The sequence below is a fragment of the Pedobacter suwonensis genome (genome assembly GCF_044762335.1).
Taxonomy (GTDB): domain Bacteria; phylum Bacteroidota; class Bacteroidia; order Sphingobacteriales; family Sphingobacteriaceae; genus Pedobacter.
Genome location: NZ_JBIWEB010000022.1, coordinates 74,415 through 86,456, shown reverse-complemented (window position 1 = coordinate 86,456; position 12,042 = coordinate 74,415). Strand labels below are relative to the sequence as shown.

The 12,042-nt window shown below is 37.0% G+C and carries 13 protein-coding genes; 10 read left to right on the top strand and 3 right to left on the bottom strand.

Annotation, left to right across the window (positions count from 1 at the left end):
- Positions 1 to 136: 136 nt before the first annotated feature.
- From ACIQXP_RS22705 to ACIQXP_RS22680, 6 genes are all read left to right on the top strand, one after another.
- Positions 137 to 316 carry a hypothetical protein gene (locus ACIQXP_RS22705; RefSeq protein ID WP_090979639.1) on the top strand — a complete coding sequence of 60 codons (180 nt, stop codon included), beginning with the start codon at positions 137 to 139 and terminating at the stop codon, positions 314 to 316.
- A gap of 3 nt (positions 317 to 319) precedes the next feature.
- Positions 320 to 796, top strand: coding sequence for a DUF6036 family nucleotidyltransferase (locus ACIQXP_RS22700; protein WP_387508060.1), 477 nt, complete (start codon positions 320 to 322; stop codon positions 794 to 796).
- Positions 797 to 1,468 carry a ribulose-phosphate 3-epimerase gene (rpe, locus tag ACIQXP_RS22695; RefSeq protein WP_387508058.1) on the top strand — a complete coding sequence of 224 codons (672 nt, stop codon included), beginning with the start codon at positions 797 to 799 and terminating at the stop codon, positions 1,466 to 1,468. It abuts the gene before it with no gap.
- Between the two features lie 136 nt (positions 1,469 to 1,604).
- On the top strand, positions 1,605 to 4,025 hold the full coding sequence (locus ACIQXP_RS22690) for a TonB-dependent receptor (RefSeq protein ID WP_387508056.1): 2,421 nt from the start codon (positions 1,605 to 1,607) through the stop codon (positions 4,023 to 4,025).
- A 226-nt stretch (positions 4,026 to 4,251) separates the two neighbouring features.
- Entirely contained in the window at positions 4,252 to 5,325 is a 1,074-nt protein-coding gene (serC, locus tag ACIQXP_RS22685; RefSeq protein WP_387508054.1) for a 3-phosphoserine/phosphohydroxythreonine transaminase, read from the top strand.
- Between the two features lie 77 nt (positions 5,326 to 5,402).
- Positions 5,403 to 6,353, top strand: coding sequence for a D-2-hydroxyacid dehydrogenase (locus ACIQXP_RS22680; RefSeq protein WP_387508052.1), 951 nt, complete (start codon positions 5,403 to 5,405; stop codon positions 6,351 to 6,353).
- A gap of 123 nt (positions 6,354 to 6,476) precedes the next feature.
- Here ACIQXP_RS22680 and ACIQXP_RS22675 read toward each other — a convergent pair whose 3' ends face one another.
- From ACIQXP_RS22675 to ACIQXP_RS22665, 3 genes are all read right to left on the bottom strand, one after another.
- Positions 6,477 to 6,623: a hypothetical protein gene (locus tag ACIQXP_RS22675; RefSeq protein WP_387508050.1), complete on the bottom strand. Its 147-nt coding sequence runs from the start codon at positions 6,621 to 6,623 to the stop codon at positions 6,477 to 6,479.
- Positions 6,604 to 7,131: a hypothetical protein gene (locus tag ACIQXP_RS22670; RefSeq protein WP_387508048.1), complete on the bottom strand. Its 528-nt coding sequence runs from the start codon at positions 7,129 to 7,131 to the stop codon at positions 6,604 to 6,606. Before ACIQXP_RS22670 ends, ACIQXP_RS22675 begins: the two co-directional genes overlap by 20 nt.
- 299 nt (positions 7,132 to 7,430) lie before the next feature.
- On the bottom strand, positions 7,431 to 8,210 hold the full coding sequence (locus ACIQXP_RS22665) for an SAM hydrolase/SAM-dependent halogenase family protein (protein WP_387508046.1): 780 nt from the start codon (positions 8,208 to 8,210) through the stop codon (positions 7,431 to 7,433).
- Positions 8,211 to 8,313: 103 nt separating this feature from the next.
- Between ACIQXP_RS22665 and ACIQXP_RS22660 the strand changes: the two genes are divergently transcribed.
- The 4 genes from ACIQXP_RS22660 to ACIQXP_RS22645 all read left to right on the top strand — a co-directional run bounded on the left by ACIQXP_RS22660 (position 8,314) and on the right by ACIQXP_RS22645 (position 11,713).
- Positions 8,314 to 9,273: a PhoH family protein gene (locus ACIQXP_RS22660; protein ID WP_145854769.1), complete on the top strand. Its 960-nt coding sequence runs from the start codon at positions 8,314 to 8,316 to the stop codon at positions 9,271 to 9,273.
- A 96-nt stretch (positions 9,274 to 9,369) separates the two neighbouring features.
- Complete coding sequence (locus ACIQXP_RS22655) at positions 9,370 to 10,314, top strand: phosphoribosylaminoimidazolesuccinocarboxamide synthase (RefSeq protein ID WP_293741931.1); 945 nt, start codon at positions 9,370 to 9,372, stop codon at positions 10,312 to 10,314.
- Between the two features lie 46 nt (positions 10,315 to 10,360).
- Entirely contained in the window at positions 10,361 to 10,738 is a 378-nt protein-coding gene (locus ACIQXP_RS22650; RefSeq protein ID WP_293741932.1) for an STAS domain-containing protein, read from the top strand.
- Positions 10,739 to 10,807: 69 nt separating this feature from the next.
- Positions 10,808 to 11,713, top strand: coding sequence for a ribonuclease Z (locus ACIQXP_RS22645; RefSeq protein WP_293742157.1), 906 nt, complete (start codon positions 10,808 to 10,810; stop codon positions 11,711 to 11,713).
- The last annotated feature ends 329 nt before the right edge of the window (positions 11,714 to 12,042 follow it).

Here is a 12,042-nt window from a genome sequence, read left to right as displayed (position 1 = left end):
CGAAGTTATTCTAGCAAACCGCCGTATACCGATCGGTACGTACGGTGGTGTGAGAGGACAGATAGGGAAATAATCCCTATCTTCCTACTCGATATGGCTATTTTGTTTAACAATGATTTTGTAACTTGCATTACAGATGAAAAAAGATATTCACATCGTTGAAGAGCCTATTGCTGATTATAAAAAGGCTGAAGAAGATTTACTGAAAAAAGGCTTATCAAGTACTTATACAGAGCGTTTTCACACCATGGCAAGATTGATGAAGCTAAATATGATATTAAAATCTGCAAAAATTACTCATAAAAAAATCGAATAATAAATGGATGCTTTTGATGATGAGATTTTAAAATTGTGGCGTTCATTGCTGAACAATAATGTTCGTTTTATTATGATTGGTGGTGTTGCAACAAATTTGCATGGCTTCCATAGAACAACAGACGATATAGATATTTGGATTAAAGATAATCTTGAGAACAGACAGAATTTACGAGCTGCATTTAAACAGTATGGTTTGGGAGATTTCAAAAATTTAGAAACTTTAGTTTTTATTCCAGGTTGGACGGATTTTTATTTGGATAATAGTTTACGGATGGATATCATGACTACTGTTAAAGGTTTGGAGGAATTTGGTTTTGATAAGTGTTTAGAATATGCATCTATAGCAACAATTTATGAATTGGAAATTCCTTTTCTGCATATTAATCAATTAATTGATTCTAAGAAAGCTGCAAATCGCCCGAAAGACCATATTGATATAATTGAATTAGAAAATATTAAAAAATTAAGAAACGGTTAAATGAAATACATCATAGCCCCATCCATACTTTCTGCCGATTTTGGCAATTTACAGCGCGACATTGAAATGATTAATCAAAGTGATGCAGATTGGTTTCATGTTGATGTAATGGACGGCGTTTTCGTCCCGAATATCTCTTTCGGTTTTCCGGTAATGGCGGCTGTAAAAAAACATGCCATTAAACCATTGGATGTACATTTAATGATTATAGAGCCGGATAAATACATTGAGGAGTTTGCCAAGGCAGGTGCAGATAGAATTACGGTGCATTATGAGGCCTGTACGCATTTACATAGAACCATACAGTTAATTAGGTCTTCAGGATGTAAAGCAGGTGTAGCTTTAAATCCGCATACACCGGTTACACTACTTCAGGATGTGATTGGAGATCTTGATCTGGTGTTAATTATGTCAGTTAATCCCGGATTTGGCGGACAGGCCTTCATTCACAACACCTATAAAAAGATAAAGGACTTAAAAACTTTAATCCAAGGTGTAAATGAAAACTTGATTATAGAGGTTGATGGTGGCGTGGGATTACAGAATATTGCTACACTGGTATCGGCAGGTGCCAATGCTTTTGTAGCTGGAAATGCAATTTTTGCCACAGATGATCCGACAGAAACGATTGCTGAAATGAAACGACAGTTAATTAGTAGTATAAACATTTAATTGTTTTATTGCTAAATTGTTCAAATGATAAGAAGTTTAGTTATCTTGATACTCAATACTTTTATCTCGACACTTAATACTTTTATCTCGATACTTGATACTTTTATCTTGATACGCTTACGGCTTGATACTAAAAATGCTCAAATTTCGGCTTATTCTATTCCTTTTAGTTACCGGTTGCGGTTTTGTTGTAGCCCAACCTTTGGTTAGGGTATCAGGAATAGTTTATAGTGATGAAAAGTTGCCTCTGGCACAAGTTACTGTAACAGTGGTGGGGCAAGCACAATCTACAGTTACAGATGAGTTTGGCGTTTATACGATTTATTCAAAATCGAAAACATTTAGTATCAAATATTCGCTTTTGGGCTACCAACCTCAAATAATTGAATTTAGTGAGCGCTCCGGTGCGCGAATTACCAGACAGGTTAGCTTAATTGCCAATATCAATGAATTGGAGCAGGTTAATATTGCCAATAAACAGAACCAGTTAAGCAATACCACTACAATCAATATAGGCGATGTCTCTTCCATTCCATTGGTTTCCGGAAATTTTGAAACCATGCTTAAAACCCTGCCCGGTGTATCTACAAATAATGAATTAAGTGCTCAGTACAGTGTTCGCGGAGGTAATTTTGATGAAAATCTGATTTATATTAATGATGTGGAAATTAATCGACCTGTATTGATCCGTAACGGGCAGCAGGAAGGGTTAAGCTTTATCAATGCTGATCTGGTGAGTAAAGCGAGGTTTTCAGCAGGTGGTTTCGAAGCAAAATATGGAGACAAACTTTCCTCTGTTCTGGATATCCGGTATGAGAAGCCAGATAGTAATCAAACCATATTGAGTACAAGTTTATTAAATACGTCACTAAGTACTAAGCGAGTGTTTAAACGCAGTTTTTTATTGGCGGGTTTGCGGTACAAGAATAACACCAGTGTTCTAATTAAGCGGGATGAAAAGGGAAGCTATAATCCTAATTATGCCGATGCGCAGGTGCTTTATCAATACGATTTTTCCCCTGAATTCAGCATCAGCTTTTTAAGCAATTTCAATATTGGTCAGTTTAAGTTATTGCCTACCAATCGCGAAACACAGTTTGGTACGCTAAGTACCACGCTGAAATTGGATGTCGACTATACCGGACAGGAAATAGATGACTACCAGACTTTTGGAAATGCCATTACAGCTACTTATTCGCCCAAACCCAATTTAGTGGTTAAATTTATAAACAGTTATTTTAAAACCATTGAACGCGAGCGTTTCGATATTAATGGAAGCTATATTTTTGCCGAGGTAGATAAGAATTTTAATGGTGAAAACTTTGGACAGGTTAGCAAAAGCAGAGGTATAGGCAGTTACTATAATTATGGCCGAAACAGCTTAAATACTCAGGTTTTTGCTTCAGAAATAAAAGTTGACCAGAATTTTAACAGTCATGTTTTTTCATGGGGGCTAAAATTTGACCAGTCCAGGTATGGCGATCAGTTAAATGAGTATAACTATACGGATTCTGCAGGATATATTTTGCCCAATCATTCGAAAGACATTACTTTACAGAACGTCATTAACGTTAAAAACAATATTGATATAAAAAATTACAGCACTTATATTCAGGACAGTTATTCCCTCTCCAGTTTAGCGGAATTACAATTGGGCGTCAGGGCTACTTATAACTCTCTAAGCAAACAATTGCTGATCAGTCCGAGAATGTTAATTGCGTACCGTCCAAATTCCAACAACAAAATATTACGATTTACTGCAGGTATTTATCATCAGCCCCCATTGTACCGGACCATCCGCGATTTTTCGGGCATATTAAATATAAATCAAAAGGCGCAGCGTTCTTATAATACATCAATAGGTTATGATTATGCTTTTGACGGTTTTGGAACCCGGTTGAAATTTACTTCAGAGTTTTATTTTAAATATTCTGACCGGCTAATCCCATATAAAATAGATAACTTAAGGATCAAATATCTGGCAAATGAAGTTTCGCATGGTTATGCTTACGGTGCTGATTTTAGCGTTGGAGGCGAATTTGTTAAAGACCTGGTTTCTTATTTCAGAATGTCGGTAATGCATGCCAACGAAGATATTATCGGCGATAGTTATGTTCAGAATGGAAACACGATTTATCCAGGTTATCTAAAACGGCCAACAGATCAACGCCTCAATTTCTCCATATTTTTTCAGGATAGACTCTTGAACAGTCCAACCTATAAAGTTCACCTCAATGCAGTTTATGGTTCACGTTTACCAATAGGCCCGTCGCAAACACCAAGGTATTTGGATAAATTTTATGTTCCCGCTTACAAGCGGGTAGACATCGGTTTTTCTAAAGACTTTTTAGATGATGCAGCCTTGCATAAACCCAAATTTCTGGATAGAAATTTTAATGCCGTAATTCTGTTTTTCGAGGTTTTTAACATGCTGAATATTACCAATACAGTATCGTATCTTTGGTTAAAAGATGTAGATAATGTTCAATATGCAATTCCAAATTATTTAACAGGCAGGCAGTTTAACCTGAAGCTGATTGTAAAATTAAAAAATTAGCCAGGGAAATTACAAGTTCAATTCTATAACCCGGAGAGACATTTTTTTCTGTCAAACCCCTTCAAATATACAAAATTCAGATAAATCGGTTTAATTGTAAAAACTGCAATAAACCTACCGTTTTGAAGGCTTTTTTTAACAAAATTTAATTTTTTAGGTAACGATTTTATAAGCATAACTGCTTTAAAAATTTTACATTTACGCCCATAAAACATTATATAATAAGATGAAGCATAATTTTGGCGCAGGCCCTTGTATTTTACCTCAAGAAGTGTTTAAACAAGCCGCTCAGGCTGTTTTAGATTTTAACGATGGATTATCGATTTTAGAGATTTCGCACAGAACAACCGAATTTGAGGCAGTTGTTGCAGAAGCTGATAAGTTGGTAAAAGAATTATTAAATGTGCCATCGGGTTATTCCGTTTTATTTTTACAGGGTGGTGCAAGTTTACAGTTTGCCATGGTACCGATGAACTTATTGGGCGATGGACAAACAGCAAGTTATTTAGATACCGGCGTTTGGGCAACCAAAGCATTGAAAGAAGCTAAATTTATCGGTAATGTAAATGTTGTGGCATCATCTAAAGATGCAAATTATACTTTTATTCCAAAGGATTTTGAAATCCCTGCTGATAATGCTTACTTCCACTATACCTCAAACAATACCATTTATGGAACTGAGCTTTTTGAAGTACCTCAAACCAACATTCCTGTGGTTTGCGATATGTCTTCTGATATCATGAGCCGTGTAATCGATGTTTCTAAATTTGATTTAATTTATGCAGGTGCTCAAAAAAATGTAGGTCCGGCAGGTTTAACTATTGCTATAGTAAAAAATGAGGTTTTAGGTAAAATCGATCGTAAAATTCCTTCGATGTTGAATTATCAATCACATATTGATAATGATTCGATGTACAATACGCCTCCGGTTTTTTCTATTTACGTGGCTTTATTAAATTTACGCTGGTTAAAATCCAAAGGTGGTGTAGCTGAAATTGAGAAAGAAAATAAACAAAAAGCGGAAGCACTTTACAGGGAGATCGACCGCAATTCTTTATTTAAAGGAACTTGTGCTATTGAAGACCGCTCTAGAATGAATGTTTGTTTTGTAATGGAAAATCCGGAGCTGGAAAAACCATTTTTAAAGTATGCAGAAGAGCAAGGAATTGTGGGTATTAAAGGCCACAGAAGTGTGGGTGGTTTCCGTGCATCGATGTATAACGCCTTACCAATTACAAGTGTACATGCTTTAATTGATGCCATGCAATCATTTGAAGAAAAACAAGCAAAAGCAAATTAATTTAAATTTTAACCGCAGAAGATTACCATGATTATTTAATCGGTGTAATCGTTTTAATCTGTGCCATTGTATATACCATGATTAAAATATTAGCAAACGACGGAATTGATCCGATCGGAAAAGAATTATTAGAAAAAGCAGGTTTTCAGGTTGATACGGAAACCATTGCGCAAGATCAATTAGCTGAAGCTTTAAAAAACTATGATGCCATTACAGTGCGCAGTGCGACAAAAGTTAGAAAAGAACTGATTGATGCCGTACCCAATATTAAATTAATTGGCAGAGGTGGCGTTGGTATGGATAATATTGATGTAGAATATGCACGCAGTAAAGGTATTGCAGTAGTAAATACGCCAGCTGCTTCTTCTTTGTCAGTTGCTGAATTAGTATTTTCACACTTATTTACCGGTATCAGATTTTTACAGGATGCCAACCGTAAAATGCCTGTTGAAGGCGCAACACAGTTTAACAATCTTAAAAAAGCTTACGCTAAAGGAACTGAGTTAAGTGGTAAAACCATGGGTATTATCGGTTTTGGCCGTATTGGCCGTGCTACTGCAAAAGTAGCTTTAGGCCTGGGTATGAATGTTCTGGCTTATGATTTATATCCTTCAGAATCAGAAATCACATTAGAATTTCAAGGTGGAAAGTCAGTAAGTATCCCGATTAAGACGATTTCTTTAGAGGAAGTAATCACCGGAAGTGATTTCCTGAGTTTGCACACGCCATTTGCCGACAAGCCTATTTTAGGTGCTGAAGAATTTGCTAAAATGAAAAAAGGTGTTGGTATTGTAAACTGTTCTCGAGGTGGAACAATTGATGAGCCGGCTTTAATTGAAGCGCTTAATGCTGGTCAGGTTTCTTTTGCTGGTTTGGACGTTTTTAATAACGAACCTACGCCGTTAGCTGAAATTCTAACCCATCCAAAAATTTCGTTAACACCGCACATCGGTGCCTCTACAAATGAAGCCCAGGAACGTATTGGTACAGAACTGGCTACTTTGATTATTGAACATTTTAAGAAATAAACCTTGTTACCGTCACCCTGAACTTGGTTCAGGGCCTTTTCAGAACAGATGCTGAAATGAATCTGGTAGCTATCTTATCAGCATGACGAACTTATAAAAAGACCAATCTCGGATTGGTCTTTTTTAATCTAACGCTTTCGTTAATACCCAATAACGATAACCAAGAATAGCCTTTTCCCATTTGCTTAACTTATTTGGATCTTTTTTATATAAACCTGGCAAAATGGCATTGTTGATTTTGACAACGGCTTTAAACAGTGCTTTTTTCATACCTTTTATATCGGTGTAGTTTCTTATTGAAGAAATAAAAGCCGCCTGCCATTACCAGAATCAGGAATGCGATGATGTAGGTTGATAGACTACCTTTATTATTTTTCGCTAAATCTTCTTTAAGCTGTGCATTCTGATCCTGCAATTTTTTAATGGTATGCATATAAGCCTCGATCCGTTCTTGAGAATGATCTGCGACAGCCACTTTTTGCTGATTCTGCAGGTCTTTATAATCCATTAATATTTTTAACTCCTTAAAAATATTATTATCGGTCAATACCACCTGTCGAAGAATTTCATTTGAATTTTTAATATCTTTCTTCGTTTGCCAGCCAAAAATACCTGATCGTTGTGTTAAACTTTCATCGTATTGACCAAATTTAGTACTTCGTTCTTGAAGCAAAGCATTTACTTTAACCCGTTGCGCTGCATAAGCAGCAGAATCCTGTTGGGCAAAAGCTTCCAGACTAAACAAGATAACCGAGAGCAGGTAAACATATTTCTTCATTTGCTATAAACGCGAAAAGGATAGAAGTTGTTTTAGTTAGTACAATGGTTCACCAGCCATTTTTTCAATGGTAATACAAAGCGCCAAAAATATTTGTCATCACGATTGGATTGCAACGAAATGCCTGCCCGTATAGGCGGATAAAAATCTATTTAGAAATAATTCCTGCAGTAAATTAAGCTTCGCTGAGCACTTACTTGGTTCTCGTCACTCGCTTTGCTCAGCTCGAAATGACTGTGATTTAAGGTCTATTGATCTGAGTTGTTTCTTTAATCTTTTCGCTTTGGTCTTTCAGCTTGCTAAGAATGAAACTCAACCCTCACAATATCACCCAGATGCAAGCCTAACAAGCCACTTGCTTTGCCCTTATTGATGGCAATCTCCAAGTGGTTACTAATTCCGAACAGGCAAAGTTTTTCGCCTTCCTGCACTTCGTTATAATGCCAGCTTAACTGGGTGATCGTTTCACTTTTTCTAAAGTATAAAGTGAAGTCTCTGTTTTTCTGTATTTTGGTAAAAAGATCTTTGGTGATGTTGGTGATCACATTGCAAAAAGTATCAATATAAACTACACTTCCACGTATCATATTCTGTTCAATAACAGGGTTTAAAAGCATCTTTTGCTCAATCTCAGCCACAGGTAAACCAATGTCTTTCAGTTTACCACCTTTGGCCAGATGCGTTGCTGCCTTAACAAAAATATCCACAAGGGGGAAGTGCAGGTATTTCAAATCCTGCATAATGTTCAACTCCACCACATCCTCCGGAGCCTCATCAAAAAGAAGTGAGAAGATTCCATTATCAGCACCAACAAAAAAATGATCACGGTGTTTTACGGCAATGTACTTGGTGTTTTCGCTATATACTGAATCTATACCGATCAGGTGTACGGTATTCTTTGGAAAGTAGGGATAAGCATTTTTTAAAACGAAGGCCGCGTATGATATATTGAATGAGGGTACTTCGTGGGTAATATCAACTAAATTAACATTAGGCATCAGACTCAACAGACTACCTTTAAGGGCGCTCTGGTAAAAGTCTTTTGAACCTAAATCTGTTGTTAAAGTAATTATCCCCATTAAAAATTCATTATTATTGCTTATTCTTGTGTACAGGCCTAAGCGTCTGCAAATATTCAAATTTTAATTAATATACCCCGATAACTTTTTAAAATACTACAATTTGAACGAATTAAAATTAACCCTGGATAGCGTAAATCCTGCTCACTTTTGGGGGGCGAACAATGAGAATTACGAAATGATTAAAGGTGCTTTCGCGAAGTTAAAATTGGTGGCGAGAGGTAGTGATGTTAAGGTTCTCGGTGATGAACAGGAACTTAAGGCTTTCGAAGAGAAGTTTAATCAATTGGTTGCGCACCTCGAAAAATACAGCTCCCTAAGCAATAATGATGTCGAAAACATACTTGGTGCAAAGGCTTCGGGCGTTGCAAAAAAAGATACAGAACAACCTTCAGGTGGGGGCGGGGAAGTAATTGTTTTCGGTACGAACGGCCTGTTGGTAAAAGCCAGAACAGCAAATCAACGTAAAATGGTAAACAGTATCGCTAAAAACGATATTTTATTTGCCATTGGTCCGGCGGGTACCGGAAAAACTTATACTGCAGTAGCTTTAGCTGTAAGGGCATTGAAAAATAAAGAAATTAAACGGATTATTCTCACCAGGCCTGCGGTGGAAGCAGGGGAGAATCTTGGTTTTTTACCAGGTGATTTAAAAGAGAAAATCGATCCTTATCTACGTCCCCTTTACGATGCATTGGATGATATGATTCCGGCAGAAAAACTGAAATTTTACATTGAAAACCGTACGATAGAAATTGCTCCGCTGGCATTTATGCGGGGGCGTACCCTTGATAATTGCTTTGTGATACTTGACGAGGCGCAGAACGCAACCGATATGCAGTTAAAGATGTTTTTAACGCGTATGGGACCAACAGCTAAATTTATCGTTACCGGCGATGTTACCCAGGTAGACTTACCTAAAAAACAGATGTCGGGTTTGTTTAATGGCTTAAGAATTTTAGAAGATATTAAAGGAATAGATATAATTTATTTAAGCGGGGAAGACGTAGTAAGGCATAAACTGGTTAAAGATATTTTGAAAGCTTACGGTGATATTCAGTAGTTCAGTCCAAAGTCGCGAGTCTGTAGTCTTAAGTCAAAATCAACTTGGGACTATGGACTAAAGACTTTCGGACTTTTTTCCTATTTTTACGGCCTCATGAAAGCACTTAAAGAAACCCATTTTAATTTCCCAAATCAGAGCAATTTTTACAAAGGTAAGGTTCGCGATGTGTATACCATAGCTGATCAGTTTATGGTAATGGTAGTATCAGACCGGATCTCGGCATTTGATGTGGTATTGCCAGAGGCTATCCCATTTAAAGGACAGGTTTTAAATCAGATCGCAGCCAAGTTTTTGGCCGCTACACAGGATATTGTACCGAATTGGGTTTTGTCAGTGCCAGACCCAATGGTTACCATTGGCCGTATCTGTGAGCCTTTTAAGGTAGAAATGGTCATCAGAGGTTATCTAGCTGGTCATGCCTGGCGTGAATACAGTGCCGGAAAACGGTCTGTTTGTGGTGTTTCTTTACCTGATGGATTAAAAGAGAATGATAAATTGCCTCAGCCCATTATTACCCCGACCACCAAAGCTGCTGTCGGCCACGATGAAGATATTTCGAAGGAAGATATATTGGCAAAAGGAATTGTTTCTGTAGCAGATTATGAGCAGTTAGAACAATACACCTATGCGCTTTACCAACGTGGAACTGAGATCGCGGCAAAAAGCGGATTGATTTTGGTTGATACGAAGTACGAATTTGGTAAGGCCGATGGTGTAATCTATCTGATTGACGAAATTCATACGCCTGATTCATCACGTTATTTCTATGCAGAAGGATATCAGGAACGTCAGGATCGTAATGAGCCACAAAAGCAGCTTTCAAAAGAATTCGTACGTAAGTGGTTAATTGAAAACGGATTTCAAGGTAAGGATGGTCAGGTAGTTCCAGAAATGACGAATGAAATTGTGAATTCTATTTCGGAACGTTATATAGAACTGTACGAAAAAATTGTAGGAGAGCACTTTATAAAAGCTGATGCTGATGCAATCTCAAGCCGAATTGAAACCAACGTTTTAAAGGCTTTGGAAACACTTTAAATCCGAAAGAAATTTTATACATTAGTAAAATAAAGAGAAGAGAGCGATGAAATTTTCAGTAGATAAACACGATAAATATGTAACCTTAAAGTTAGAGGAAAATAAGTTTACAAATGATAATGCCCCGGGTTTGAAAGCAGAATTCTACTTGCTTAATGCAGAGGGATTTAAAAATATAGTTGTTGATTTAAGTGCTGTTACCGAATGTAATGATGCACAGGATCTAAGCTGTTTACTTGCCGGCGACAGGCTTTGTAAATCAGCAGGCGGATTATTTATTGTAACTGGAGTTAACGATGAGCTGGCGTCGATTGTCGAATTATCAAACATATTTCAATCTGTAATGTTTGTTAATACAATAGACGAGGCTACTGATTTTATCTTTATGGAGGAGTTGGAGAAAGAGTTTAGAGGAGATAGATAACAAAATATTTAAATAACATTCCGGCCTCGTAGTTTCTAAAATCTACGGGGCTTTTTATATATTATCATGATGAAATTTGAAGTTACAATTTTAGGAAGCAGTTCCGCTACCCCGGTATTTAACAGGAATCCTTCAGCACAGCTTTTAAATTGTAATGAAAAATACTACCTGATCGATTGTGGTGAAGGCACACAACAGCAACTGGCTAAATATAATCTTAAAGCGGCGCGTATCGATTACATTTTCATCAGTCACTTACATGGTGATCATTACTTTGGTTTAATCGGACTGCTATCCAGTTTACATTTAAACGGCCGGATAAAACCGATAAAGATATTTGGTCCTAAGCCTTTATTAGAGATTTTAGAAATCCAGTTCAAATACTCCGATACCGTACTCAGGTACCCGATTGAATTTTTTCCAATTGAAGCTGATCAATCTACACAGATATTTGAAAATAGTGATCTGACAGTTAAAACGATTGTTTTAAACCATCGCATTCCAACTACCGGTTTTATATTTCAGCAAAAGAAGCGTCAGCGGAAGTTGATAAAAGAGAAGACTGATCAGGTGCCGATGGCTTATTATACGGCCTTAAAAAAAGGAATGGATGTTGAACTGCCAAATGGCGATATCTTACGTAGTATAGATTATACTACAGAAGCGGATGCACCACGTTGCTATGCTTACTGTTCAGACACCTTATTTGATGAAAGTTATTTTGATACCATAAAAGATTGCGATACCTTGTATCATGAAGCCACTTTTATGCACGATTTGTTGGAAAGGGCTAAAGAAACGCATCACACAACTGCTTTACAGGCAGGAGAGGTTGCTAAAATTACAGGAGCAAAGAAATTACTCATCGGGCATTTTTCTTCACGTTATAAAACTTTGCAAATGCTCTTTGAAGAAGCGCAATCTGTTTTTGAAAATACAGAGCTAGCTGTTGAAGGCAGGACTTTTCAGCTGTAAGCATTTTTCAACCATAGCATACAAAGAGGGAGGCACCGGGTAACGCAGAGATTATATCAGGTCCGTCATGCTAAATTTATCATGAACTTTCTGGCTGGATTATCCAGATTCATAAATTTATAGATTTATCAACTGTGTAATGTTTGTCATTCCCGCGTATGCGGAAATCTTAATGTGGTTGCATTACATTCCCATCCGATACCGATATGAGGAACTCGGGAATAACGATCTCTTACAGTTAAACTAATTTCACAGGTTGACAAATTGGTAGGAGTGTCTTAATTCATTTCTTCTTGACAAAAAATGCTTTTTTGTTTCTCCTCCTTTTA